Below are 26,022 nucleotides of genomic sequence, written 5' to 3'. Positions count from 1 at the left end.
CTTCACCAACCGACCAGCTGGTCCAGGACCAGTGAGGTTGTCGAGAAATAGTCGCCATATCCGCCGCGGAAGAACAGCAGCGGCGTTTTCGCCGACTCGATGTTGAGATGGTGCACTTGGCCGACGACCAGTTGGTGGTCGCCGATCTCGGCGACCTGGGCGATCTCGCAGTCGACCCAGGCGACCGCGCCGCTCAGCACCGGATTGCCCAGTGGAGACGGCTTCCAGGCGACGCTGGCGAACCGGTCGGTGCCGCGTGCCGCGAGTTGTCGGCAGAGGCCTTCCTGGTCGCTGGCGAGCGCGTTGGCGCAGAACCGCCCGGCGGCCCGGATCCTGGGCAGCGTCTGCGACGAGCTGTCGGCGAGAAATGACACCAGCGAGGGGCTCAGCGAGACCGAGGTGAACGTTCCGACGACCATCCCCTCCGGTCGCCGGTCGACCTCGGTGGTGATGGCGACCACGCTGGTGGGGAAGTGTCCCAGCACGTCGCGGAAAATCCGGCCGTCCATCAGATCAGTACGCGCATCGGTGCGGGCAGCTCCAGCCCCATCTTGGCCAGCGCGTTGCCGTGGTACGCGGTGCCCGGAATGTGGATCATGTGCTGCAACGCCACGTGCGCGTCCCGCCAGAACCGCTGCAGCGGGTTGTTGCGCCGGATCGCGTTTCCGCCCGACCACGCGAAAATGCTGTCCAGGGCGGAGACCGCACGCCACGCGCAGCGCACCTGGTTACGCCGTACGTCCGACCGGTCTTCGACGGTCAGCGGCTTGCCGGCGTCGACAAGATCGTAGAGCCGGCTGACCCCGTCGATCAGTTGCACGCGCGATGCCGCGATCTCCGCCGCCGCTTCCCCTGCGGCATAAAGGGCGTACGGATCGTCGCGCACCTGCACGCCGGTCACCGCCACCCGGTCGCGTTGCAAGCTCAGGTGTGCGGCGAGCCCGCCCTCACAGATCCCGATGACGGCCGCCGTGAGGCCCAGCGGAAACATCGTGGCGAACGGCAGCTGGTAGAGGGTCTCGGTCGCACCGTTGCGTTTCGCCGCCTCGCCGGCCTGGACGTCGATTTGGTTGACAGTACGATATTGCGGCACGTATGCGCCGCTGACGACCACATCTTTGCTGCCAGTGCCGGAAAGTCCGATCACATCCCACGAGTCGTCGATGATCTCGTAGTCGTTCCGCGGCAGGACCACGTGCAGCACGGTCGGTGGCGCGGCCGGTTTCCCGCTCCCGTTTCCGACCAGTGCGCCGAGGAAATCCCATACACAGTGGTCGCTGCCCGAGGAGAACGGCCACCGTCCATTGAGGACGTAGCCGCCGTCCTTGGGTTCGGCGATCCCGTTGGGCATGTACGGCGACGCGATCCAGGCGTCCGGGTCATCGCCCCAGATTTCCTGGCCGAGCCGCGGATCCATCTGCGCGATCTCCCACGGGTGCACGCCGACGACGCCGCACACCCAGCCGGCGGCGCCGTCGTGGCCGGCGACCGCCATCACGGCCTCGGCGAAGTCGCGCGGATGTGCCGCGTAGCCACCGAACGTCGTCGGCTGCAGCAACCGCATCACACCGGCCGAGCGCAGCAGGGCGACGGTGTCTGCGCTGAGCTTGCCGAGTTTCTCGTTCTCGTCAGCCAAGGCCGCGAGCCGCGGCCCGTGTTCCCCGATACGGTCGAGGACTTCATGTGCCATCCTGCGCACCTCCTACTGACTTACGAGTGAGAAATTCGGTCACGACGCGCTCGAAGTCGGACTTGCGCTCGACCTGGATCCAGTGGCCGCAGCGGGCGAAGGTGTGCAGTTCGACATCGGGCAGCCAGCGGGTCGCGAAATGCGCTTGGTCGTACGGGAGCATGCGGTCGTCGCGGCCCCACAACAGCAAAGTGGGCGTCGCGATGGTGGTCGCTCGCGTCCACAGCGGCGGCGACGTTTGGTTGCCGAACATAGAGCCGAAAATCGCCTGCATACGCCCGACAGCACCGTCGGCGGTGGCGTTGCGCATCCGTTCGTCGATGAGCTGGTCGGTGATCCGGCCGTGGTCGTAGACCATGGTCCTGAGCCACGTGACCATCCGCTCACGGCTGGGGTCGCCGAGAAACTCGAACAGCCGCTGGAAACCCTCGCTCGGCTCGGTCTGGAAGATGCCGACCGACAGCCCGCCGGAGCCCATCAGCGCCATCCGCGAGACCCGTTCCGGACATCGTGCCGCCAGCTCCGCAGCGACCGCGCCGCCCATGGAGTTTCCGACGAATACCGCCGATTCGATGCCCAGGCGGTCCATCAGTCGCGTGATCGACTTCGCCGCGACCTGCGGGTATGGCTCGTCCAGGGTGGGCAGCGCCGACCCGCCAAAACCTGGCAGATCCGGCATGATCGTACGGAACTTCTCGGCGAACACCGGCAGGTTGTGCTGGAAATTGGACCAGGCGCTGACACCGGGCCCTGACCCGTGCAGCATCAGCAGCGGTTCGCCGTCACCGGCCTGGTGATAGGCGAAGGTGAGCCCGTCGACGTCAACGGTGCGCCGGGTCGACTCGTACGTCGTCACGGCTGCAGTCCCGCGGATGGCGTGGTGCCAAGGAAAGACCCGCCAGGGCCGACGTCGAGCACGTCGCCATACCAGGTCTGCCCGAGCGCCAGCTCCGGGAGCTTCCACTCCAACGCGTCCCAGTCGGGGTCGTAAATGTGGTAGCCGCCGGAGTACAGCTCGATCCGGTGGCCGGACCCGGGGTCGTGGACGTAGAGATACATCGCCTGGCCGATCCCGTGTTTGCCGGGGCCCGCACCGTACGCGATGTCCAGGTCGCGGATCTCGTCGGCGGCGGTGAGGATGTCGTGGAAATTCTCCACATTGAAGGCCACATGGTGGAACTGGGCGGGCGCGTCCTCGGCGGCCACACCAATGGCGACGTCATGCACCTGCGAGGTGACCGACAGCCAGGACGCCATGATGATGTCCGGCGCCTGCGGAATCCGGACGAACTCCCGCCGCTTGAAGCCCAGCTCGTCGCGCATCCAGCTCTCCGCCTGATTGACTGTACTCGCGCTGGTCTGCAGGTTGATGTGGTCGATCCGGCGGACGCCCAGACCGCGGCGGCGCGAGCTGTTGCTGAGGTTCTTCGAGCGGATCGACTCCTCGGCGAGCGGCTTGTCGATGTCGTAGTAAAACTCGAAGGGATGTTCGCTGCCCGGCACCAGAAACCGGACCGCCTCGCCACGACCGCGTTCCCGACCCGACGCGTCGAGGGTCTGCACACCCTGGTTTTCGAACTTCTTGTGGAAAAGCTCGACATCCTGCTTGCGCTTGACCCGGAAGCCGTACGAGTTGACGACGGCCTCGTCCTGCGAGGTGAGCACGAGCGAGTGGTGGACCTTTTCCTGATAGCCGCGCAGATACGCGACGCCGTCGACCTGCTCGACCAGCTCCATGCCCAGCAGGTCACGGAAAAACCAGAGTGAGGCGTCCAGGTCCGGGGTGCCGAGGTTGATGCTCCCTGCGTACGCGACCTGTGGTCCTGGATCGTACTCGGGCTGGGTCATGCGCTGTTCTCCTTTGCCAGCGTCAAAGCGATGTCGGTGAGCATGTCTTCCTGGCCGCCGACGAGCTTGCGCCGGCCGGCCTCGACGAGAATGTCGCGGGTGTCCACCTGATAGAGCCGGGACGCGGTTTCGGCGTGCCGCAGGAAACTTCCGTAGACGCCGGCATAGCCGATCGTGAGCGTCTCCCGGTCGACCCGCACCGGCCGGTCCTGCAGCGGCCGCGCCAGATCGTCGGCGGCGTCCTGCAGTCCGAAAACGTCGCATCCGGTTTCCCAGCCGAGAAGGTTGGCGACAGCAACGAACGGCTCGATCGGCGCGTTGCCGGCCGCCGCTCCCTGACCGGCGAGCGAGGCGTCCACCCGGTAGGCGCCTTCCTCCACCGCGGCGACCGAGTTGGCCACCGCGAGCGACAGGTTTTCATGCGCGTGAATGCCAATCTGGGTGGCCGGATCGAGCACGTCACGGTATGCGCGCACCCGGTCGCGTACGTCCCTGGTGGTCAGCCGGCCGGCGGAATCGGTGATATAGACACAGTGCGCGCCGTACAACTCCATCAGGCGGGCCTGCTGAGCCAGCTCGGCCGGCCCGATCATGTTGGCCATCATGAGAAAGCCGGCGACGTCCATGCCCAGCTCGCGCGCCTGGGAAATGTGTTGCGCGGCCACGTCGGCCTCGGTGCAGTGGGTGGCGATCCGGACCGACCGCACCCCGAGCTCGTACGCGCGTCGCAGCTCATCGACCGTACCGACGCCCGGCAATAGCAGCGCGGTGACGATCGCCCGAGAGTCGTTCGCGACCGCCGCCTCGATCCACTCCCAGTCGGTGTGGCTGCCCGGTCCGTAGTTCAGGCTCGAGCCGGCGAGCCCGTCGCCGTGGCTGACCTCGATCGCGGCGACGCCGGCCGTGTCGAGAGCGGCGACGATTTTCCCCACCTGCTCCGGAGAAATCCGGTGCCGGATGGCGTGCAGCCCGTCCCGCAGCGTGACGTCCACGACGAAAACCCGGGTCATCGAGCCACCGCCGGCTCCGGCCGGGTGGCGATCAGTTCCGCGACCCGCAGGGCCGCCGAGGTCATGATGTCGAGATTTCCGGCGTACGACGGCAAATAGTGTGCCGCACCCTCGATCTCCAGGAACACCGAGACCTTCGTGTCGACCGGGCCGGCGCCGGCCGGCAGCAAGGTGGTGAGCTCGTCCGGATCGACGGGGGTGAACTGCACTTCCTGTACGAGTCGATATCCCGGCACGTACGCGGCGACCTCGGCGACCATGTGCTCGATCGACGCGCGTACGGCGTCGTGGTCGGCCCGGCCGACCAGGCAGAAGATCGTGTCGCGCATGATCAGCGGCGGCTCGGCCGGGTTGAGGATGATGATCGCCTTGCCACGCCGGGCGCCGCCGACCGCCTCGATGGCTTTTGCCGTCGTGGCGGTGAATTCGTCGATGTTGGCGCGGGTGCCGGGGCCGGCGGACCGGGACGCGACCGACGCGACGATCTCCGCGTACGGGACCTCGGTCACCCGGGAGACGGCCGCGACGATCGGGATGGTGGCCTGCCCGCCGCAGGTGACCATGTTGATGTTCGGCGCGTCCAGGTGTTCTGCAAGGTTGACCGGCGGGATCACGTACGGGCCGAGCGCTGCCGGCGTGAGATCGACCAGCCGCAGTCCGTACGGTTCAAGAGATTTCGCGTTGGCCACATGAGCCGCCGCGCTCGTCGCGTCCAATACGATGCGTACGCCCGCGAACTCCGGCATCCTGACGAAGCCGGCCACGCCTTCCGAGGTGGTCGCGACGCCCAGCCGGCTGGCGCGGGCAAGCCCGTCGGAGTCGGGGTCGATGCCGACCATCGCGCGCACCGCCAGGCGCTCGGACAGCCGGTTGATCTTGATCAGCAGATCGGTGCCGATGTTGCCGGAGCCGACGATCGCGACTCCCACCCGATCGGTCATTCGTCGTCCTTTCCCGAAAAACGCGCGGTGACCGCGCCCAGTGGTGCGATCGCGGCTTCGAACACGTCACCCGGCCGGACCTCGACCATCGGGCCGAGCGCGCCGGACAGCACGACCTCGCCGGCGCGCAGCGGCGAGCCGATCTCGATCGCGGTGGTGGCCAGCCAGACCAGCGCGTTGACGGGATCGCCGAGGCAGTCGCGACCGGTGCCACGCGACACCACCGTGCCGTCCTGCCACATCGTCATGCGTACGTCGGCCGGCTCGAACTCCTTGAGTGTTTTTCCTTGCGTACCAACGACGAAAACGCCCGACGAGGCATTGTCGGCGACGGTGTCGGTGATGCCGATCCGCCAGCCGGCGATCCGGCTGTCGACGATCTCCAGCGCCGGATGGGCCAGCTCAACCGCTTTGCGTACGACGGCCGGATCGGGGTCGGTGATGTCGTCACCAAGCAGGAACGCGATCTCGGCCTCGGCTCTGGCCTGCAGCAGCCGCGCGTACGGGATGGTCTCGCCGTCGGCGTAGCGCATGTCGTCGAAGAGCACGCCGAAGTCGGGCCGGTCGACGCCGACCTGCGCCTGGATGGCCGCCGAGGTCAGCCCGATCTTGCGGCCGACCGCGGTGGCCCCGGCGTCCAGGCGGCGCTGGGTCAGGGCGCTCTGCACCCGATAGGCGACGCCGATGTCGGTGCCGCCGATCAGGTCGCTGACTGGCAGGCAGGTTTGCCGGTCACGGCTGGCTCGCTCCAAGCGCTCGACCGCGGTGGCCACGGCATCGGCCGACGGGGTTAAGCGGCTCAGTTGGGTCACGGGCTCATTATGACCTCGAGTTGCTGAGATGAGTATACCAAATTGAGGATTGACATCGCGATCATCGGCCGCAACGATCCACTACACGGCGGATGTAGTCCACGCCACAGTGAGATAAGGCTACTCAGTTGGAGGTAGTGATGGCGGCTGCCGACGAGACGTACGACGTTGTGGTGGTCGGGTCCGGGGGTGGCGGCTTGGTCGGCGCTTACCTTGCGGCGTCGCGCGGTCTCCGTACGTTAGTAGTCGAGAAGACCGGCCTGGTCGGCGGTACGACCGCGTACTCCGGCGCCGGCCTGTGGTTTCCCGGTTCCGCACCGATCGAGCGCGCTGGCGTCGAGTCGGGTGTTGCGGACGCCCGGACCTACCTGCGGCACATCATTGGTGACAGGTCGCGCGAGTCGCTGCAGGACGCGTATCTGGACGCGGGCGTACGGTTGATCGACGAGCTGGAGAAATGCCCGCGGTTCGGTGAGTTCGTCTACGGCCCGGTGCCGGATTACTACGCCGGCGCGCCCGGCGCTACCGCGGCCGGCAGGACCGTCTTTCCGCAGCCACTTCCGGTCGCCGACCTCGGTACGCAGATTTCGTTGCTACGCAGGAACATCTACCAGGAGCGGTGGGGAATCGACGAAGGGCCGGTGCTCAGCGGCGGTCGTGCGTTGATCGGTCGGGCGCTGTCAGCGTTCCGCCAGACGCGGACTGGTTCAGTGCGGGTGAACACGGCGCTGGAACGCCTCATTGTGGCGGACGGCCGGGTCGTCGGCCTCGGAGTGGTCAGTGATGGTGAGCGGACCACCATCCACGCACGTCGCGGCGTCATCCTGGCCGCCGGCGGTTTCGAGCGCGATGCGCAGTTGCGCGCGAAACACCAGCCGCCGCTGACCGGCGAATGGTCCAACGGCGCACCGGGCAACACCGGCGACGCGTTGCGGGCCGGGATCGCGATCGGTGCCGCCACCGAGCTGCTCGACGAGGCCTGGTTCGTGCCGGGTCTCGTCCAGCCGGACGGGACCACGTTGTTCTTCTGCGGCACCCGCGGCGGCTTCTGGGTGGACGGCGCCGGCGAGCGTTTTGTGAACGAAACGGCGCCGTACGACCAGGTCGGGCACGAGATCATGCGCCGGCGTGCCATCCCGACGCACTGGGTGCTCGACCAGCGGCAGCTGGACAGGGACAGCTTCGGCGGACCGCCCGACGAGCCGGTCGACCCGCGCTGGTTTGCCTCGGGTGCACTGAAAAAGGCTGACACGCTGGCCGAGCTGGCACGGCTGATCGACGTGCCGTACGACGCGCTGAGCCGGACGGTCCAGACGTACAACGGCTACGCGGAAAGCGGCGTCGACAAGGAGTTTCATCGCGGCGAGACGCCGTGGGACCTGATGCAGCAACACATCGTCGGTTTTCCCGCGCTGCCGGCGCAGGCGTACCCGTCGAAGCCGTCGGAGGGCTGGCCGAACCCGCTGCTGCCGCCGCTGGACACCCCGCCCTATTACGTGGCGACGATCGTGCCGGCCGACATCGGCACCAAGGGCGGCCTGAAGATCGACGAGCACGCGCGCGTACTACGCGAAGACGGCACGCCAATCGCGGGGCTGTACGCGGCGGGCAACACGGCGGCGCCGATGTCCGGGCGGGTTTATCCCGGTGCGGGCACGCCCATTGGATCCAGTCTCGCTTTTGGGTATCTCGCCGTGCTCGATATCGCCGGTACGTGAGGAGATTGACGTGGACGAGAAACTGAAGTTCCGGTTTTATCGCCTGTCGGTGTGGTGCGGCGCGGTTGTGCTGGTCGCGTTCATCATCGCCTTTGCCGTCGTGGGCAAGCTCAATCCGCCGCCCTCGCCGACCGCCGACGCACAGCAGATCGCCGCGTTCCTGACCGGAAACCGGACCAGGATTCTCACCGCCGTGGTGATTATGGGGATTATCGCCCCGCTCTTCTATCCGTTCGCGGTCGTCACGAGTTTGCAGATGAACCGCATCGAGGGCGGTTGGGGACTGCTGTCGATGATCCAGCTGACCACCGCCGTCGTCGCGCCGACCGGTTGGCTGTATCCGATGGCCGTGCTCGCGACCGCCGCGTACCGGCCGAACCGCGATCCCGACCTGATGCTGCTGTTGAGCGACCAGTTCTGGCTCACGTACGTCGGTGTCGCAGTCATTTTCGTTGTCAACGTGGCCATCATCGGTGTGGCCACCATCGTGGACCGCCGCCCTGAGCCGGTTTTCCCGCGCTGGTTCGGCTATCTGAACTTCGCGCTGGCCATCATCCTGCTGCCCGGAGTCTTCGTCTACGTCAGCGCCGACGGGCCATTCGCCTGGAACGGCGTTTTCGCGATGTGGCTGCCGGCTTTTGCCTTTCTGATCTGGAAAGTCGCCATGATCTACGTGCTGCTTCGCGCGGTGAGATCGCACGAACACGAGTCGTTGCAACCAGCAGTCGCGTGACGGCCGCGCCGTGACTACCGAGACGGTGCGGCCGCAGCTGGTGTGGACGTTGCTGCCGGCGTACGTCGGGAACGTACTCCGGCCGGGGCTGCCCCACGCCGGCAGCGAGATTCTCCGGGAGATTCGGCTGCACGTCCCGGAATACCAGGTCGCTGGCCCGTTGTCCGCGCAGAAGCTGGCCCGCGGTGTCGATGCCGGCCTTGCGTTGTTCGTCCGCCGGCTGGAGCTCCGGAATGCCACCGACGGTGCGCTGGCCCGGTGGTTTCGGAGGATCGGACGGCAGGAGTTCGCCGATGGGCGGTCGCTGGGCAGCCTGCTGACCGTGTACCGTCTCGGCGGCCAGGTCGCCTGGCGGCTCGCCGCCGCCAACTGCCAGCGTGCCGATCTGTCCACTGCGGTCCTCTGCCTGGTCGGCGAGGCGATTTTCGCGTACGTCAACGAAATCTCCCGACTGTCCACCGACGGCTACACCACCGCCCGTAGGCAGAGCGCGGGCGTCATCGAACGGCGCCGACGACAGCTCAGAGACGCCTTGCTCGCCGACCAACCGGCCCGCCACCAACTCGCCGACCTCGCCGATGCCGCCAACTGGCCGGTTCCAGCGCGCCTGAGCGCCGTGGCTTTTGAGCGCCCGCAAGGAAATGGCGACCAGAGCCTGCCGGGCTTCGGGTCGACCGCGCTGGCCGATCTCGACGGGCCGCAGCCGTACCTGCTGACGCCCGACCCGGACCGGGACCTGGCCGACCTGTCCACCGAGCTACCCGGTTGGCGAGCCGCCGTCGGTCCGCCCGTCCCGGTCGAAAACGCCCGCTCGTCCCTGCGCGTCGCCCGGCGCGCCCTGACCGCCGTACGTACGGGTGCGTTGCCCGACAAGCTGGTGACCACCTGTGCCGATCATCTCGCTGACCTCTGGCTTCTGTCCGATCCGGTCACGGCTCGCGCGCTCGGCGACCGGGTTCTGGCGCCACTGGCGTCGCTGACTCCCAAGCAGCGTTCGCGGCTGGGGGACACGTTGCTCGCGTGGCTAGAGGCGCGGGGCGGGGCGCCGGAGATGGCCGTACGGTTGGGAGTCCATCCGCAGACCGTGCGGTATCGGGTGCACCAGTTGGAGACGCTTTTCGGGGACAGCCTGCGAAACCCTGATCTGCGGTTTGACATGGAGCTGGCGTTGCGCGCGCAGCGGTTGGGTAAGGAAGCCTAAGCCTGGATCCACCGATTCGTTGACATGTCACGCTCGCCGCGCGGCCGGCTCGTCTGCGAGGGGCGGGTAAAGACCCACTTTCGCCGTCGAGAGTGGAACTTTTTCCGTCTCTCGGTGAATCGGTGGGGTAGCTGCCAAAGCTTCACCCACGACACTCATCAGGCAGATGGCGAAACTCAAGGCTAGGACGACTGGCGTAGGAGCATGGCGCCGGAGGGGACGCCGCCGCCGGCGGTGACGACGGCCGTACGTGCGTCTGGCACCTGAGTGCTGGCTTCGCCGCGCAGTTGAAGCATGGCTTCGCGGATGAAGCCGTAGCCGTGTAGGCGGCCGGCGGAGAGCTGCCCGCCGTGCGGGTTCAACGGGAGCGCCCCATCCGCGGCGATCGTCTTCCCGCCGGCGATGAAGTCCGTTGCCTCGCCCAGTCCGCAGAATCCGAGACTTTCCAGCCATGACAACGCGTTGAAGGTAAACCCGTCGTAGAGCAGCGCGACGTCCACATCGGACGGTGTGAGATCGGTACGGGTCCAGAGATGCGCGGCCGGGCCACGGGATTGTGGCAGATGGCTGAAGGTGTCCTGGTCCCAGCTGAGCCGTTCGAGAACGGCCGACCCGACGGCCTCCACCAGCACCGGCGGCTTCGGCCGGTCGACGCTGGTTTCGACCGCTGACACGACGACCGCCACCGCGCCGTCGCACGGCACATCGCAGTCGTACAGGCCAAAAGGCGTCGTGATGATGCGAGCGGCGTAGTAATCCTCAACCGTCAAGGGATCCCGATAAAGCGCGTCCGGATTGCGCGCGGCACCGGCCCGCGCGGTGATGGCGATAGCGGCCATCGCCTCGCGGCCGACGCCGTAGCGGTGCAGGTAGTGCGAAGCGTTGCAGCCGATCCACTGTGCGGGCGACATCGCCCCGAACGGCGCTCGCCACTCGTACATCCCGGTCGCCCGTCCGTTGTCGGCAGACCATTGGCCGGAGCGTATGAGCGCGGCATGCGAGGACTCCCACACCGTACGGAAGCAGAGCACGTGCCGGCACAAACCGGCGGCGACGGCGAGCATCGCGGCGGTGATCGAGCCGATCTGGCCGGGCACCTCGGTGCCGCCGTTGATCCAGGTGGGGCGCAGTTGCAGCGCCTCGGACAGGGCCGTGACGCCGCCCTCGCTCAAGCCGGTCGGGCTCGGGCCGGGATAGGTCGAGAGGCCGTCGATCTCCGCCAGCGACAGGCCCGCGTCGGCGACGGCGGCCAGGCAGGCGTCGACGGTCAGCGACACGGGGTTGACCATCAGCCGCCGGCCCACCCGCGACTGCCCGACGCCGGTTAACGCGACCTTGTCTTCGTATTTGCGCGCCGAAACCGGTGCGGTCGCGGGTACGTCGCGTACGACCGGCAGGGGACCGGGTCCGCCGGCGTCGGGGTCCGGCTCGAACAGCGGAACGTACACGTCCTCGTGCTGCTCGAAGCGCACCCGTACGCGCATGCCGACGTGCACCTCGTCCGGCTCGCAGCCGACGATGTTGGTCGTCAGCCGGGCCCGGTCGTCCTCGGCGAGCGCGACGACGGCCACCACGTATGGCGGCGGGAAGTCCGGCAGCCAGCGCTGGTGGTTGACGCTGAACCCGACGACCACCGCGGTCCCCGACGTGGGGCTCAGCGAGACCTCGCGGCCACGGCAGGACGGGCACAGCGGCAGCGGCGGATGGAAGTGCCGGCCGCAGTCGCCGCACCGGCAGATCCGGAGCACGCCGTCGGCGCCGGACCGCCAGAACGCGGCGCTGGCCAGCGTTGGCTGCGGCAATGGCCTCACGTCGCGCTCCTCCAGATAGGTATACCGAACAGCGGCATTGGCTCGCGTAAACGCCCAGGAACTGGCTAATTGAGTATACCGAAATACGTCGACGGGGGTTACAGTCGAAGGATGCCGCTGCAGCCGTGGATGAAGTTGCTGTCGACCGATGACCACCTGATCGAGCCGCCCCGGCTGTGGTCGGATCGGCTGCCGGCGAAGTTCCGGGAGGCCGGTCCGCGGATCGTCGAGAAGCCGCGTGGCGAGGGCGCCGCGCCGGCCGAGGTATGGACGTACGAGGGCCGGATCTACCCGTACATCGGGCTCAACGCGGTGGCCGGCAAGAAGCCGGAGGAGTTCGGCATGGAGCCGACCCGTTACGACGAGATGATCCCGGGCTGCTACGACCCGAAGGCGCGCATCCGCGACATGGACCTGGACGGCGTGTGGGGTGGGCTGAGCTTCCCGTCGTTCCCGCGCTTCGCCGGCACGGTTTTCCTGGAGGGGCAGGATAAAGAGTTGGCCCTGTTGTGCGTACGGGCATGGAACGACTTCTCGATCGATGAGTGGGCGGCGACCGCTCCGGGCCGGCTGATTCCACTGGTCGTCCTGCCGCTGTGGGACCCGCGGGCCTGCGTCGAGGAGATTCACCGTACGGCCGCCAAGGGTGCGAAAGCCATCTCCTTCCCGGAAAATCCGGTGCCGCTGGGTCTGCCGTCCTTTCACACCGACCATTGGGACCCGGTGTTCTCCGCGGCTGAGGAGACCGACCTGCCGATCTGCCTGCATTTCGGCACCTCCAGCAAGCCGCCGATCACCGCGCCGGAAGCGCCGTTCGCGGTGACGATCGCGCTGTTCGGCTGCAACTCGATGTACGCGACGGCCGACCTGGTCTTCTCCCCCGTGTTCCACCGGCATCCCCGGCTCAAGGTGGCGCTGTCCGAAGGCGGCATCGGCTGGATGCCGTATCTGCTGGAGCGGCTCGACTTCACCTGGGAGCGGCACCGCTTCTACCAGAACGTGAATCAGGAAGCCCGGCCGTCCGACCTGTTCAGGAAGCACATCCACGGCTGTTTCATCGACGACCGCTTCGGCGTGGGCGTACGCCATGAGATCGGCGTCGAGCGGATCACCTGGGAGTGCGACTATCCGCACTCCGACTCGTACTGGCCGAAGAGCCGTGCGTACGCGGCGGAAGTGCTGGCCGACGTGCCCGACGACGAGGTGCACCAGATCGTCGAGCTGAACACCCGCCGGCTCTACAACGTCCCGGCATGACCTGGCGGCCGGAGTCCGAACGGTCCGACTGGACCGACCTGGACCTGCTGACCCGAGACGAGGCGCGGCAGCGGCTGGCGCAGGAGATCACCGAGACCGAACGACTTTTACCCAACGCCGGCCCGGAAACGCGGGAACTGCACGAGACGCGGCTGCGCGCATTGCGCGAGGCCGCGGCCGACCTTGACGGAACGACCAAGCCGTGACGGTGGGGTTCGTCGGCGCCGGACGGATCGGCGAGCCGATGGTCGAGCGGCTGCTGGCCGCCGGTCATCAGGTCCATGTGTACGCGCGGCGGGCCGACGTGCTGGAGCGGCTGGTGGCCGCCGGTGCGAAGCCGGTCGATGAGGTACGCGAGCTGGCTACCTGCGATGTCGTGGTCAGTTGCCTTTACAGCGACGCGCAGGTGTTGGAGGTGTTGCCGGCGATCGTCGCCGAGCTGGATGGCCTGTTGATCTCGCACACCACCGGCCGGCCGGGCACGCTCCAGCGGCTGGGTCATGCCGCGATCGTGGAGGCGCCGTTCAGCGGCACCGCCGACGCCGTACGCGCCGGCCGGCTCACCGTCTATCTCGCCGGCGAGCCCGAGCAGGTCGCGACCGCCCGCTGGATCATCAGCTCGTACGCGGGACCGGTTGTCGCAACCGGTGGGCGTGGCACGGCGATGCGGGTGAAGCTGATCAACAACCTGCTGCTCGCGGCGATCACCCAGGCGACGCTGCGCGGGCTGGCGGCCGGCCGCGCGATGGGGATCGACGAAAGCGTGCTGCTGGAGGCGCTCGCGGTCAGCAGCGGTGGGAGCACCGCGGCGCGGCAGATGGACGCCCGCGGCGGCTCGGAAAACTACCTTGCCGCGATCACGCCGTTCCTCCGCAAGGACCTGGTGGCCTGCCGGGACGCCGCCGCCGAGGTGGGTGTCGACCTGTCGGATCTGCTGGCCGCCGCGTACGACGGTCCGATGAATCTGGGAGTGTGAATGAAGGTCACTATCGACGCCAACAAATGCTCTGGACACGCTCGGTGCGCGGCGACGGCACCTGAGGTGTTCGAGCTCGATGACGCCGGCTACGCGATTCCGTACGACGGCGAGGTGCCGGACGGCTTCGAGGAAGCGGCGCGCGAGGGCGCGTACGCCTGTCCCGAGCGCGCGATCACGGTCGACTGACGTGCATCGACCGATGGAAGGCGTACGCGTACTGGAGGTCGCGCAGTTCACCTTCGTACCGGCCGCCGGTGCGGTGCTGGCCGACTGGGGCGCCGACGTGATCAAGATCGAACACGCCGAGCGGGGTGACGGCCAGCGTGGGCTCTCGCGGGTGCTGGGGTTGGCGGTCGGCGACGGCTCCTCGTTCCTGCCGATCATGGAGGGACCCAACCGGGGGAAGCGAAGTGTGGGGCTGGCGCTGGAAAAGCCGTCCGCGCGCAAGGTTCTTGATGAGTTGATCCGGTCCAGCGATGTCTTTCTGACCAACTTCCTTCCCGAGGCGCGGGCCAAGCTGAGGATCGAGGTCGAGGACGTACGCGCGGTCAATCCCGACATCATTTACGTGCGGGGCAGTGGTTTTGGCCCTAACGGTCCGGAAAGTAACAAGGGTGGTTATGACGCCACGGCATTCTGGGCCAGGGGTGGCAGCGCTGCGGGCGTGACGCCGCCGGGGTCCGAGCGGATGATGCGGATGCCGGCCGGCGCGTACGGCGACTCGATCGGCGGCATAACGATCGCCGGCGGGATCGCGGCGGCACTATATGCCCGGCAGGTCACCGGCGAGCCGTCGGTCGTCGACGTGTCGCTGCTCGGGGTCGGTGCGTGGGCGACGCAATACACGGTGAACCAGGCGCTGATGCGCGGCGGGCCGCTGCCGCCGCGTGAGCTGCCGCGCCATGGATCGCCGACGAATCCGTTGATCGGCGCCTATCAAACTGCTGACGGCCGCTGGCTGGAGTTTTCGATGCTGCAACCGGGCCGGTATTGGCCCGAGTTCTGCCGGCTCGCCGGCCGGGCGGACCTGGCCACCGACGAGCGTTTCGCCGACGTCGAGAAAATCATGGCCAACGCGGCCGAAGCCGCGCGGATCGTCGCCGGGATCATCGGGCGCCGCCCGTACGCCGAATGGGTCGAGATCCTGTCACGGGGTGAGGGCCAGTGGGCCACCGTACAGAATTCCTGGGAAGTCGGGCAGGATCGGTCGCTACGAACCAATGGGCTGATTGCCCAGGTCGTTGATGCCGAAGGGAAACCGCGGGAGCTGGTGGCCAACCCGGTCCAGTTCGACCAAACACCGGTGACGCTCACCCGGGCTCCGCAGTTCGCCGAACACACCGACGAGGTTTTGCGCGAGATCGGGCTGTCGGACGAGGAAATGCTGCAACTCAAAATCGACGGTGCCGCGACCTGATCAGTAAAAGGAGTCTGAGCATGAGTACGACGCTCGAGCCGGATGGCACCTACGAAGGCGTGCCCGCGTACTGTTACGACAACACCGCCGGTGGCCCGATCGGCAGTCATCACCAGCGCTGGGACGACGTCGCCGCCACCCATTCCGGGTTTCGCAGCAGCATCGCGCGGGGATTCTGGGTCGTCACCGAGGGGACGGCCGTGCAGGAGGCGTTGCAGGACTGGCGTACGTTTTCCAGTACGTCGGTGACGGCGCTGGACCCGGACCCGAAATTCCTGTGGATTCCGGAAATGCTGGATCCGCCGATGCACACCGAATGGCGGCGGCTGTTGGGCCGGGAGTTTTCCCCCAAGGCGGTCGCGGCCCGCGAGCCGGAGATCCGCCGGGTGGCGGTCGAGCTCATCGACCAGTTGGCGCAAACCGACGGTGCGGACGTGCTGGACGGGTTCGCCCGCCGATTTCCGACCACGATTTTCCTGCGGCTGATGGGTTTGCCCGAGGAAGACCTGGAGCGGTTCCTGGACTGGGTGCACGACGTGCTGCACCTGTCGTACGAGCAGGACCCGGACCGCAGTCGCCAGTTTTCGGCCATCCAGCAGGTGTCGGCGTACTTCCAGGAGCAGATCGCGCTGCGCCGCGAGGCACCCAGGGACGACCTGCTGTCCCGGGCGATGACCTGGCGGATCGAGGGCAAGCCGATCAGCGACCGCGACCTGCACGCGTTCTGCGTGCTGATGTTCATGGCCGGCTTGGACACCGTGCCGATCGCGGTCGGCTGGGTGCTCTATCACTTCGCCCAGCATCCTGAGCAGCGCCGGGCGATCCTCGCCGATCAGGCACTTATCGCCACCAGCGTTGAGGAAATCCTGCGCGTCTATTCGTTCGTCATTCCGGCTCGCAAGGCGACCAGGGATGTCACCGTCGGCGGCTGCCCGGTCAGGGCTGGTGAGATGGTGATGCTGCCGTTGTCGGTCAGCAACCGCGATCCGCGGCGGTACGACAATCCGCGGCAGGTGGATTTGGCGCGTACGACGAGCAATCACATCGCGTTCGGGTCGGGACCGCATCGTTGCCTCGGCTCGCACCTGGCCCGGTTGGAGCTCAACGTGGCGGTCGAGGAATGGCATCGGCGGATTCCCGACTACCGGGTCGCCGACGGGCAGGATCTGCGGGAGACCGGCAACATGTACGGCATCACCTCGCTCCGGCTCGAATGGACGTGACCGGCGAGCAGCACGAGCTGCGTGCCACCGTACGCCGGTTCCTGGCCGAGAAAGCCGGAGATTCGTTGCTGTGGCGGCAAATGGCGGATCAGCTCGGACTGCAGGGCGTGGCGTTGCCGGAAAAGTACGGCGGCGCCGGCGCCGGTCTGACGGAACTCGCGATCGTCATGGAGGAGCTGGGCCGGGTTTTGTTGCCGTCGCCGTACTTCGCGACCGTCGCCCTCGCCGGCCACGCCCTCGCGGAATGTGGTGATGAGGCGAAATCCCGTTGGCTGCCGGCCATCGTCGATGGCTCGCTCACCGCCACCGTCGCTTTCTCCGGAGCCGACGTACGGGCCTGCGGCGGCGAGCTGACCGGGACTGCGATGTTCGTCGTGGATGGTGACACAGCTGACCTGCTGCTCGTGGTGGCGGGCGCGGATTTGTACGCCGTCGAGGGAAAATCCGTTCGGCGCACCCGGCTGCAAACGCTCGATCCGACCCGCCGGCTGGGCCGCCTCGAGCTGGACCGGACACCGGCCGTACGGCTGGACGCGAACGTCGACCGCGTACGCGATCTGGCCGTGATCGCGCTGGCCGCCGAGCAGGTCGGCGGGGCGCGGGCATGCCTGGACGCGGCCGTCGGGTACGCCAAGGTGCGGGTCCAGTTCGGCCGGCCGATCGGTTCCTTCCAAGCGATCAAACACAAATGTGCCGACCTGCTGTTGGAGGTGGAGGCGGCTCGGTCGGCCGTCGAGCACGCCGCTGCCACGACAGGCGACGATTTGCCGATCGCCGCGGCGCTGGCCGCGGCGTACTGCTCGGTCGTCTATACCCGGGTGGCGAAGGAAAACATCCAGATCCATGGCGGCATCGGCTACACCTGGGAGCACGACGCACACCGGCACCTGAAACGGGCGAAGTCGTCGGAGCTGCTGTTCGGCACGCCGGCCACGCACCGTGCTCGGTTGGCCGATCTGGTGGGGATCTGACGTTGAGCGAGACAGACGAGGAATTCCGCCTTCGCCTGCGCGCGTTCCTGACCAGCAGCCACCCGGGCCGACGCCCGAAGGATCGTGCGGATCGGCTCGGCTGGCAGAAAGCCTGGCTGGCGGCGCTTTTCGACGGCGGATTCGCCGGCCCGAGCTGGCCGCGGGCGTACGGCGGGATGGAGCTGAGCTTCGCGCGGCAGGTGATCTATCACGAGGAGTACGCCAAGGCACGACTGCCCAGACCGCTGGGCACTGGAGTCAGCATCGCCGCGCCGACGATCATCACGTATGGCACGGACGAGCAGAAAGACCGTTATCTGCGGCCAATGTTGCGCGGTGATGTCGTGTGGGCGCAGGGATATTCCGAGCCGGACGCCGGCTCGGACCTGCCGGCGCTGCGTACGACGGCCAGTCGGGACGGCGACGTGTACGTCGTCAACGGGCAGAAAGTGTGGACGAGCGCGGCGGATATCGCCGACATCATCTTCACGTTGGTGCGCACCGGCTCGGTGGAGTCCCGCCAGGACGGCATCAGTTACCTGCTCATCGACGCGCACGCGCCCGGCGTGACGATCCGGCCGCTGCGCGACCTCACCGGCGACGCGCATTTCTGCGAGATTTTCTTTGACGATGTACGCGTGCCGGTGGCCAACCGCGTCGGCGCCGAGAACGGCGGCTGGCCGCTGGTCCGTACCAGCCTCGGCCACGAGCGTGCGGCCGGCGTGATGAACCAGGCCGCGACGTATCGGCGCGTGCTGGACGAGCTGATCGAGCTGGCCCGGGAGCGCGGCCTGACATCCGATCCGCTGGTACGCGACCGGCTGGCCGGTTTCGAGATGCGGGTGCGGATCATGCGCTACACCGGCATGCGGACGATCGCCGACATCATCGCCCGCGGCGAGCCAGGTCCGGCTTCCTCGACCTCCCGGCTTTTTGTGGCCTTGTTCGAACAGGAGCTGCACGAGTTCGCCGTCGATGTGCTGGGGCCGTACGGAGTGTTGGACCGAGAGGACCCGCACGCGGTGCAGCGCGGCCGGTGGGTGTGGGGGTTTCTGCGTACGCGCGCGTCGACGATCGGCGCCGGTACGGCGGAGATTCAGCGAAACACCATCGCGGAGCAGGTGCTCGGGTTGCCCCGAGATCCGGGCATGCCCGCACGGTGACGACTTTAAAACAGAAGGGCTGATGCTGTGGGGATTCGCGAGCGGCTGGCGCAGTTGTTGGCGCAGGCGCCTCCGGACGCTCCGGCGATTGAGTATGAGGAGACCACCTGGACCTGGGCCCAGCTCCAACGCACCGCGTCCAGCTTCCTCGAAACGGCCAGGCTGCCAACAGGCGCTCGAATCGGCGTAGTGCTGGAAAATCGGCCGGAGCATGTGGCTGTCCTCGCGGCCGTCCTGGCCTCGGGCCGATGCCTGGTGACTCTCAACCCGCTGCAGCCCGCGGCCCGGCTCGCCGACGACATAGCCCGAGGCCAGCTCTCGATGGTGGTCGCGGGGCCGGGAAGCGGCGCGACGGTGGAGCTGGACAAGGACGGCGAGGTCCGTACGGTCGACGCGGCGCCTCGGACGGCGCAGACGAGTCCGGGGGTGGCCGTGGAGATGCTGACTTCGGGTACGACCGGGCCGCCGAAGCGGGTGCGGCTGCGCGATGAGCAACTGGACCAGGGACTCGTCGCCGCCGGTCAGGTCCCGCGACCCGGGCGGCTGCTGGCCCGTTCGGCGGCGTTGGTGAACAGCCCGCTGGTCCACATCGGCGGCCTGTGGCGGGCGTTGGCGTGCCTGTCGACCGGTCGCCGGCTGATCCTGATGCCGAAATTCGTGTTGGAACCGTGGGTGAGCGCGGTCGAGCGGCACCGGCTGCGTGCGGCCGGGTTGGTGCCCGCGGCGTTGCGTACGGTCCTCGACGCCGACGTGCCGAGAGAGCGGCTGGCGAGCCTGCAGGTGGTCACGTCCGGCACGGCGCCGTGTCCGGCGGAGCTGGCCGACGCGTTCTTCCGGAAGTACGGCGTGCGGGTGCTGATGACCTACGGCGCGACCGAGTTCGCCGGTGCGGTCGCCGGGTGGACGCTGCCGCTGCACGAGAAGTGGTGGGACCGCAAGGCCGGCAGCGCCGGGCGCGCGCTGCCCGGGATCGAGTTGCGGGTCGTCAGCGAGGGCGTGCTGGAGATCCGTGGCGGCCAGACCGGGCAGGGCGACGCTTGGGTGCGTACGGGTGACCTCGCCCGCATCGACGGCGACGGCTTCCTCTGGATCGACGGGCGTACGGACGACACGATCATCCGCGGCGGTTTCAAGGTGCGACCCGAGACGCTCCAACGCGTACTCGAAGCGCATCCGGCCGTACGAGAAGCGGCGGTGGCCGGCCTGCCGGACCAGCGGCTCGGCGCGGTGCCGGTCGCCGCGGTCGAAGTCCAGAAAGGCCACGTGTCGCCGACGGAGGCCGAGCTGATCGCGCATTGCCGCGCGGAGTTGGTCGCGTACGAGGTGCCGGTGCGCGTGTTGGTGCTCGACGAGCTGCCGCGTACGCCGTCCAGCAAGGTCAGCCGCGTCGAGCTGCTGGACATGGTGCGAGCATGAGCTTCGGCGAGCTGACCGACGAGGCGATCGAGCGGTCCCGCCGCCGCCTGGGCATCCCCCGCCCGCAGCGCAACCCGCCGCACAACTACCTGGTGACCTGGGACGGGGTGCGGCACTTCGCGTACGGCTATGGCGACGACAACCCGCTCTACTGCGATCCCACCTATGCCGCCGGGACCCGCTGGCACGCCCTCGTCGCGCCACCGACTTTCCTTTACACCATGGGCGAGGACGCCGCCCCGAAGCCGGACCCGGAGACCAGGGAACTGCTGAGGGGCGACCCGTTCGCCGGGCTCGGGTCCTACCAGGCGGCGATGGAGTTCGAGTGGTGGCGGCCGTTGGTGCTCGGTGATCGCTGCCGGGTGCTGCAGACACAGGTCGGCGTGCTGCCCAAGCGGAGCAGCTTCGGCGGCCGTACGGCGCACGTCACCCAGGACTATCTCTACGCCAACGGCCACGGCGAGCTGCACGCCGTACGCCGCGGCACCTGGATCAACGCCGAGCGGCACACCTCGAAGAAACGGGCCAAGGAGAGGCTGGAGCAGCCGCCGTACACGCAGGACGAACTCGCGGCGATCGATGCCGCGTACGCGGCGGAGACCCGGCGTGGAGCGCAGGCCCGCTATTGGGAGGACGTCCGGGTCGGCGACGTGCTGCAGCCAAAGGTCAAAGGCCCGCTGACCACGACGGACGTGATCGTGTGGCACCTGGGCTGGGGGATGCAGCTGACCCCGCCGGGCGCGTTCCGGATCGCCGCCGGCGTACGACGGAAGGCGCCGGGGCTGTATCCGCCGAACGCGCTGAACGTGCCGGACACCGTGCAACGCCTGCACTGGGAGCCGGCGCGCGCGGTGGAGCTCGGGCTGCCCAACTCGTACGACTACGGCGGCATGCGCGAGACCTGGCTCTGCCATCTGCTCACCGACTGGATCGGCGACGATGGCTGGTTATGGAAGCTGCGCTGCGAACACCGCCGCTTCAACTACCTCGGTGACACGACCTGGGTACGCGGCGAGGTGACCGAGAAAGTGCTGACCGACGGGCGGGCCGAGGTGCACATCGCGGTGCGCTGCGAAAACCAGCGCGGCGAGGTCACCACCCCCGGCACGGCCGTCGTCCTGCTGCCCACTCGTACGAAACCAGTGGTCCTGCCCGAGCCGCCGGCGCCCGATCTGGACGCCATGGTGGCGTACGAACTGGACCGGTTTCGGGTCAGTGACACCACGGAATGAGCGCGTCGAGGTGGCGGCGCATGCGCTGGCGGGCGACGCCGGAGTCGCCGGCCAGGATGGCGTCGAGGATGCGTTGGTGCGCGTGCTGAACGTCCCCAGCGGCCGCGTCGCCGGGCAGTGACCCGGCCGCGTGCCGGCGGAACAGCTCGGTGACGATCGACAGGAACAGGGACAGCACGGGGTTGCCGGCCAGCGCGGCCAGCTCGGCGTGGAAGACGTCGGCCTTGCCGGGACTGTCCGGCGGACCCTCGGTCGGCCAGCGTACGGCGGCGGCCAGCCGGGCGCCGACCTCCTGATCGGCGTGGCGGGCGGTGACGCGGGCGACCGTGTCGAGCTCGATCGCGTCGCGGACGATGCGCAGGTCGTCGGCGGTGGCGCCGGCGTACTGCAGGAACAGCGCCATGGTGTCGACGCTGGCCTGCGGCTCAGGCTCGGCGATGATCAGCCCGCCACCCGGGCCGCGGCGCATCCGCGCGACGGAGTGGTATTCGAGCAGCCGTACGGCCTCCCGCAGCACGGCCCGGCTGATGTCATAGCGGGCCAGCAGGTCGGCTTCGGAGCCGAGGGCGGCGCCGACCTGCCAGCCGCGAGCGGCGATGTCATCGTGGATCCGGGCGGCGACCACCTCGGCGAGCTTGGCCCGCGGCCCCTCGGCCATCTCCGGCTCGATCACCGCGCCGGCGATCCGCGAGCGCTGCACGCGGTGCTTCTCGATCCAGTCGGCGACCCACTCCAGATGCGCCGACAGCGTCATCTGCGCGCGGGCGCCGTCGCCGGCGATCACCGCGTCGGCGACCGCCCGGTGCGCCTCGGCCGAGGTCGCCGTGCTGGTCAGCAGCTCGGCCTTGGAAATCCGCCGGGACGTGTGCGCGTATCGGGTCGTGAGCCGGGTCAGCACGTCGGTGAACAGGTGCAGGACGGGGTTGCCGGACAGCTGGCCGAGCAGCTGGTGCATCGGGTCCTCGTCATGCGGATCCTCGACCGCGGCGCGCAGCGTCTTGATGCCGTCCTCGTCGATACGCTCCGCGGCGAGGCCGGCGGCGATCGGCTCGAACAGCAGCCGCGCGTGCAGCAGGTCGGTGACGCTGGTGCCGACGTACTCCAGATAGATCAGCAGCGAGCGCGTCGCCGGCCCGGCGTCCGGCGCTCGTACGATCAGGCCGCCGCCCGGCCCGCGGCGCATCCGCCCGACCTGGTGGTGCTCGACCAGCCGGATGGCCTCGCGCAACACCGCACGGCTGACCGCGTGACGCTCGCGCAGCTCCGGCTCGGAGCCCAGCGACTCGCCGACCGGCCAGCCGCGCCGGGCGACGTCGGCCTCGATCCGGCGGGCGATCTGGGCGGCGAGCTTGCCGACCGGTGCGTCGGCCTCGTCGCCGGGAGGCTCGACGTCGACGGCGGTCGCCATGCGGCCCACTCCTCGTCTGCGGTTTGCGTACCCTGATTCTAGTCGTCAGCGGGGTCCGAACCGCTGACCGGCGTCGAGGCGAAGGCACTGCCCGTTGAGCATTGGGTTGTCGACGATCGCCAGCACTAGCTTCGCGTACTCCTCCGGCCGTCCCATCCGCTTCGGGAAAGCGGCGTCCCTGACCAACGACGCCTTCATCTCGTCCGGGACTTTCCGGACCGCGCCGGTGTCGAACAGGCTCGGCGCGATCGCCAGCACCCGGATCCCCAGCGAGCCCAGGTCGCGGGCCATCGTCAGGCACATGCCGGCGATCGCGGCCTTCGCGGCGCTGTACGCGACCTGGCCGATCTGGCCTTCGAAGGCGGCGATGGACGCGGTGTTGACGATGACGCCGCGTTCGCCGTCCTCGGGGTCGTTGCCGCTGACGTACGCCGCGGCCAGCCGGCTGATGTTGAAGGTGGCGACCGCGTTGAGGTCCAGCACCCGGCGGAAGGTGGCCAGGTCGTGCGGCCCGTCCTTGCTCAGCGTACGTCGGGCGACGCCGCCGCCGGCCGTGGTGACGATGACGTGCAGGCCGCCGAGGCCGTCGACTGCCGCAGCGAGTGCCTTTTCAGTGCCCTCAAAATCGGTGACGTCGACCGGTTGGAAGCGGCAGTCGGCCGGCGCCCCGTCCGACTCCGCGCGGTCGAGCACGGCCACGTCGGCGCCGCGGGACGCGAGCAACTCCGCGGTCGCACGGCCCATGCCGGACGCGCCGCCGACGACGACAGCCTGTTTTCCCTTGATTTCCAACGTGTTCCCCTTGTCAGGCGGAGATCAGGTCGCAGAGCCGGTCGCGGTGGATCGCGGCGTCGCCGTAGAGCACCGCGTTGGCCTGCGCCCGGCGCAGATAGAGGTGCAGGTCGTGCTCCCAGGTGAAGCCGATGCCGCCGTGTAGTTGGAGTGCGTTGCCGGCGACCTGCGCCGCGACGTCGCTGGCGTACGACGCGGCGACGCACGCGGCCTGGGCGGCGTCGGCCGACCCGGCGTCAGCGGCCATCGCGGCGTAGTACGTGGAGGCCCGGATGCCGTGCAGTTGCATGGCTATCGTGGCGCAGATGTGTTTGACCGCTTGGAAACTGCCGATCGGCCGGCCGAACTGAACCCGGGTTTTCAGGTATGCGACGGTCATCTCCAGCATCCGGTCCAATACGCCGAGCGTCTCGGCCGCCAGCAGCACGCACGCGTCGTCCAGTTGCCGCCGCAAGCCGTCGACGCGGCGATCGAGATCGACGCGTACGCCGTCCAGCCGCACTTCGTAGAAGGCGCGGATCAGGTCGACGGTTTTCTGCCGCCGTACGGTGATTCCCTCGGTGTCGCGGTCGGCGAGAAAGGACACCGGCGCGCCCTCGTGGACGGCGGTCACCAGCAGCCACCGCGCTTCGCCGGCGTCCGGTACGGCGGTCTTGACCCCGTCGATCACCACCGCGTCGCCGTCGGTGCGCGCGGTGGTGCGTACGCCGTCGGGCGTCCAGATTTGGTGTGGCTCGGCGAAAGCCCAGGTCGCGTACGCGGTGCCGGCGGCCAGTGCGGGCAGCACGTCGGCCCGCAGGCCGGGTGAGCCGCCGCGCACCACGCCGAGTCCGACGGTCGCGCTCGGCAGGAATGGTCCGGGTGCGGCGGCGCGCCCGATCTCCTCGGCGACCAGTGCCTGCTCCACCAGGCCCTGACCGGCGCCGCCGTGCTGCTCCGGCAGGGCCAGGCCCGGCCAGCCGAGTCGCGCCGCCAGCCGCCACAGCGTCGGGTCCACATCGGTGCCCTGGGCGCGTACGACGCCGATCGGAGCGCGGTCGCCCAACAGGGCACGGGAGGCGTCGCGGAGCATCTCCTGCTCGTCGGTCAGTTCAAAGTCCATCGCAACAAAGTATACTCTTTTAGGTTGAGGGACCAGTGAGGAGCGGTGCATGCGGTTGACTGCGACGCCGGAGCTCGACGCGTTCCGCAAGCGGGTGCGGGAGTTCATCGCCGAGCACGCGCCGGGCGTCAAGGCGCACGCCGGCGTACGTGCGCCGGAGCCGGACCTCGTGCCGCGGATCCGCGCCTGGACTGCGAAGTTGTACGCGGCGGGGCTGCTGGGGATCGACTGGCCGGCGGAGTACGGTGGCCGGCCCGACGCGCATCCGCTGGAGCCGTTCATCGTCGCCGAGGAGATCGCCCGCGCCCGCACCTGGCCGCCTATCGGCGCCGGAACGCTGGCGGCCGCGGCGTTGATCGAGTTCGGAGCCGAGGAGCAGCAAGCTCAATTCCTGCCACTGATTCGTACGGCCGAGCATGTCTGGTGCCAGCTGTTCAGCGAGCCCGAGGCGGGCAGCGACCTCGCCGCACTGCGTACGAAGGCGCGCCGCGACGGCGATGAGTTCGTCGTTGACGGCCAGAAAGTGTGGACGACCAACGGCCAGCATGCCGACATGGGCTATCTGCTGGCCCGCACCGACCCCGACGCGGCGAAACATCGCGGCATCACGGCTTTCGCGCTGGACATGCGCTCGGCCGGCGTCGACATCCGGCCACTGCGTGAGATCACCGGATCGACCGACTTCAATGAGGTGTTCCTGACCGGCGTACGCATTCCGGCCGGCAACGTCATCGGCGAGGTCAACGGCGGCTGGCGGGTCGCGATGAGCAGCCTCGGCCGCGAACGCTCCGGCGTCGCCGCACGCGGCGTCGAGCTTTTCGCGGCTCTGAAAGACTTGCTGGGCCTGGCCGGCCCGCTGACGGACGCCGCGATCCGGCAGCAAATCGGCGAGCTGGCCACCCGGGTGCGGGTGAACGCCGCGATGGTGGGGCTGGCTCGTTCCCGGATGTTGCGCGGCAGCGAACAGCCGGCGGACGCGGCGATGGGCAAGGTGTTTTTCAGCGAGCTCAACCATGATCTGGTGGAGCTCGGAGTCCGGCTGCAGGGCGTCGACGGGTTGCTGGTCGAGGGGGATCCGGAGGTGATCGGTGGCGGGTGGTGGCAGGACGCGCGGCTTTATTCGCGCGCGTACACCATCGCCGGCGGCGCCAACGAAATCCTCCGGACCCAGATCGCCGAACGCGGCCTCGGACTGCCGCGCGAGCCGGCCTGACCGGATCAGGTGTCGAGTGCCGGACTTTGTTCCACTCTCGATGCCGAGAGTGGAACAAATCCCGCCAGTCGAGGTCGCCTGCGGC

General features: G+C 68.5%; 25 protein-coding genes. 14 read left to right on the top strand and 11 right to left on the bottom strand.

Annotation, left to right across the window (positions count from 1 at the left end):
* Positions 1 to 2 precede the first annotated feature (2 nt).
* From GNX95_RS08240 to GNX95_RS08210, 7 genes are read right to left on the bottom strand one after another with little or no spacing between them, the layout of a single operon-like run.
* On the bottom strand, positions 3 to 509 hold the full coding sequence (locus GNX95_RS08240; protein WP_163506515.1) for a flavin reductase family protein: 507 nt from the start codon (positions 507 to 509) through the stop codon (positions 3 to 5).
* Complete coding sequence (locus tag GNX95_RS08235; RefSeq protein WP_163506514.1) at positions 509 to 1,690, bottom strand: acyl-CoA dehydrogenase family protein; 1,182 nt, start codon at positions 1,688 to 1,690, stop codon at positions 509 to 511. Before GNX95_RS08235 ends, GNX95_RS08240 begins: the two co-directional genes overlap by 1 nt.
* The gene (locus GNX95_RS08230; RefSeq protein ID WP_246281539.1) at positions 1,680 to 2,546 is read right to left on the bottom strand and encodes an alpha/beta fold hydrolase; all 867 of its coding nucleotides are present in this window, start codon (positions 2,544 to 2,546) and stop codon (positions 1,680 to 1,682) included. Before GNX95_RS08230 ends, GNX95_RS08235 begins: the two co-directional genes overlap by 11 nt.
* On the bottom strand, positions 2,543 to 3,538 hold the full coding sequence (locus GNX95_RS08225; protein ID WP_163506513.1) for a VOC family protein: 996 nt from the start codon (positions 3,536 to 3,538) through the stop codon (positions 2,543 to 2,545). The genes GNX95_RS08230 and GNX95_RS08225 overlap by 4 nt, the downstream gene beginning before the upstream one ends.
* A complete protein-coding gene (gene dmpG / locus GNX95_RS08220) occupies positions 3,535 to 4,548 on the bottom strand; it encodes a 4-hydroxy-2-oxovalerate aldolase (protein WP_163506512.1) in 1,014 nt (337 codons plus the stop codon). Before dmpG ends, GNX95_RS08225 begins: the two co-directional genes overlap by 4 nt.
* Complete coding sequence (locus GNX95_RS08215) at positions 4,545 to 5,489, bottom strand: acetaldehyde dehydrogenase (acetylating) (RefSeq protein ID WP_163506511.1); 945 nt, start codon at positions 5,487 to 5,489, stop codon at positions 4,545 to 4,547. The genes dmpG and GNX95_RS08215 overlap by 4 nt, the downstream gene beginning before the upstream one ends.
* A complete protein-coding gene (locus tag GNX95_RS08210; protein WP_163506510.1) occupies positions 5,486 to 6,301 on the bottom strand; it encodes a 2-keto-4-pentenoate hydratase in 816 nt (271 codons plus the stop codon). Before GNX95_RS08210 ends, GNX95_RS08215 begins: the two co-directional genes overlap by 4 nt.
* A 140-nt stretch (positions 6,302 to 6,441) precedes the next feature.
* Here GNX95_RS08210 and GNX95_RS08205 point away from each other — a divergent pair, with 140 nt between their 5' ends.
* Genes GNX95_RS08205 through GNX95_RS08195 form a run of 3 tightly spaced genes read left to right on the top strand, consistent with a single transcriptional unit; the run spans position 6,442 to position 9,953 of the window.
* Positions 6,442 to 8,019, top strand: coding sequence for an FAD-binding protein (locus tag GNX95_RS08205; protein ID WP_163506509.1), 1,578 nt, complete (start codon positions 6,442 to 6,444; stop codon positions 8,017 to 8,019).
* Positions 8,020 to 8,029: 10 nt separating this feature from the next.
* Positions 8,030 to 8,752 carry a hypothetical protein gene (locus tag GNX95_RS08200; RefSeq protein WP_222853461.1) on the top strand — a complete coding sequence of 241 codons (723 nt, stop codon included), beginning with the start codon at positions 8,030 to 8,032 and terminating at the stop codon, positions 8,750 to 8,752.
* Positions 8,753 to 8,762: 10 nt separating this feature from the next.
* Positions 8,763 to 9,953 (top strand): PucR family transcriptional regulator, encoded by a 1,191-nt coding sequence (locus tag GNX95_RS08195; RefSeq protein ID WP_163506508.1) that lies wholly within the window; start codon positions 8,763 to 8,765, stop codon positions 9,951 to 9,953.
* Between the two features lie 182 nt (positions 9,954 to 10,135).
* On the opposite strand, the gene GNX95_RS08190 is transcribed toward GNX95_RS08195, so the two are convergent.
* Entirely contained in the window at positions 10,136 to 11,764 is a 1,629-nt protein-coding gene (locus GNX95_RS08190; RefSeq protein ID WP_163506507.1) for a thiolase C-terminal domain-containing protein, read from the bottom strand.
* Between the two features lie 111 nt (positions 11,765 to 11,875).
* Here GNX95_RS08190 and GNX95_RS08185 point away from each other — a divergent pair, with 111 nt between their 5' ends.
* Genes GNX95_RS08185 through GNX95_RS08140 form a run of 10 tightly spaced genes read left to right on the top strand, consistent with a single transcriptional unit; the run spans position 11,876 to position 21,422 of the window.
* On the top strand, positions 11,876 to 13,021 hold the full coding sequence (locus GNX95_RS08185) for an amidohydrolase family protein (protein ID WP_187369608.1): 1,146 nt from the start codon (positions 11,876 to 11,878) through the stop codon (positions 13,019 to 13,021).
* A complete protein-coding gene (locus GNX95_RS08180; protein WP_163506506.1) occupies positions 13,018 to 13,227 on the top strand; it encodes a hypothetical protein in 210 nt (69 codons plus the stop codon). Before GNX95_RS08185 ends, GNX95_RS08180 begins: the two co-directional genes overlap by 4 nt.
* Complete coding sequence (locus tag GNX95_RS08175) at positions 13,224 to 13,997, top strand: NAD(P)-dependent oxidoreductase (RefSeq protein ID WP_246281538.1); 774 nt, start codon at positions 13,224 to 13,226, stop codon at positions 13,995 to 13,997. The genes GNX95_RS08180 and GNX95_RS08175 overlap by 4 nt, the downstream gene beginning before the upstream one ends.
* Entirely contained in the window at positions 13,998 to 14,186 is a 189-nt protein-coding gene (locus GNX95_RS08170; RefSeq protein ID WP_163506505.1) for a ferredoxin, read from the top strand. It begins immediately after the preceding gene.
* A 1-nt stretch (position 14,187) separates the two neighbouring features.
* Positions 14,188 to 15,417, top strand: coding sequence for a CaiB/BaiF CoA transferase family protein (locus GNX95_RS08165; protein WP_163506504.1), 1,230 nt, complete (start codon positions 14,188 to 14,190; stop codon positions 15,415 to 15,417).
* A 20-nt stretch (positions 15,418 to 15,437) separates the two neighbouring features.
* The gene (locus tag GNX95_RS08160; protein WP_163506503.1) at positions 15,438 to 16,640 is read left to right on the top strand and encodes a cytochrome P450; all 1,203 of its coding nucleotides are present in this window, start codon (positions 15,438 to 15,440) and stop codon (positions 16,638 to 16,640) included.
* Positions 16,631 to 17,611 (top strand): acyl-CoA dehydrogenase family protein, encoded by a 981-nt coding sequence (locus GNX95_RS08155; protein ID WP_163506502.1) that lies wholly within the window; start codon positions 16,631 to 16,633, stop codon positions 17,609 to 17,611. Before GNX95_RS08160 ends, GNX95_RS08155 begins: the two co-directional genes overlap by 10 nt.
* 2 nt (positions 17,612 to 17,613) lie before the next feature.
* Positions 17,614 to 18,774, top strand: a complete 1,161-nt coding sequence (locus tag GNX95_RS08150; protein ID WP_163506501.1) for an acyl-CoA dehydrogenase family protein — start codon at positions 17,614 to 17,616, stop codon at positions 18,772 to 18,774.
* 27 nt (positions 18,775 to 18,801) lie between these two features.
* Positions 18,802 to 20,190: a class I adenylate-forming enzyme family protein gene (locus GNX95_RS08145; protein WP_163506500.1), complete on the top strand. Its 1,389-nt coding sequence runs from the start codon at positions 18,802 to 18,804 to the stop codon at positions 20,188 to 20,190.
* Complete coding sequence (locus GNX95_RS08140) at positions 20,187 to 21,422, top strand: FAS1-like dehydratase domain-containing protein (RefSeq protein WP_163506499.1); 1,236 nt, start codon at positions 20,187 to 20,189, stop codon at positions 21,420 to 21,422. The genes GNX95_RS08145 and GNX95_RS08140 overlap by 4 nt, the downstream gene beginning before the upstream one ends.
* Here the strand turns inward: GNX95_RS08140 and GNX95_RS08135 are convergent.
* Genes GNX95_RS08135 through GNX95_RS08125 form a run of 3 tightly spaced genes read right to left on the bottom strand, consistent with a single transcriptional unit; the run spans position 21,403 to position 24,724 of the window.
* Positions 21,403 to 22,830 (bottom strand): FadR/GntR family transcriptional regulator, encoded by a 1,428-nt coding sequence (locus GNX95_RS08135; protein ID WP_163506498.1) that lies wholly within the window; start codon positions 22,828 to 22,830, stop codon positions 21,403 to 21,405. The two genes, GNX95_RS08140 and GNX95_RS08135, sit on opposite strands and share 20 nt — an antisense overlap.
* Before the next feature lie 45 nt (positions 22,831 to 22,875).
* Positions 22,876 to 23,622 (bottom strand): SDR family NAD(P)-dependent oxidoreductase, encoded by a 747-nt coding sequence (locus GNX95_RS08130; RefSeq protein ID WP_163506497.1) that lies wholly within the window; start codon positions 23,620 to 23,622, stop codon positions 22,876 to 22,878.
* A gap of 13 nt (positions 23,623 to 23,635) precedes the next feature.
* Positions 23,636 to 24,724 carry an acyl-CoA dehydrogenase family protein gene (locus GNX95_RS08125; protein WP_163506496.1) on the bottom strand — a complete coding sequence of 363 codons (1,089 nt, stop codon included), beginning with the start codon at positions 24,722 to 24,724 and terminating at the stop codon, positions 23,636 to 23,638.
* A gap of 49 nt (positions 24,725 to 24,773) precedes the next feature.
* Here GNX95_RS08125 and GNX95_RS08120 point away from each other — a divergent pair, with 49 nt between their 5' ends.
* Positions 24,774 to 25,937, top strand: a complete 1,164-nt coding sequence (locus tag GNX95_RS08120) for an acyl-CoA dehydrogenase family protein (RefSeq protein ID WP_163506495.1) — start codon at positions 24,774 to 24,776, stop codon at positions 25,935 to 25,937.
* Positions 25,938 to 26,022 lie beyond the last annotated feature (85 nt).

The organism is Fodinicola acaciae (assembly GCF_010993745.1).
Lineage (GTDB): Bacteria > Actinomycetota > Actinomycetes > Mycobacteriales > HKI-0501 > Fodinicola > Fodinicola acaciae.
This window is presented reverse-complemented; position numbering and strand designations above follow the sequence as displayed.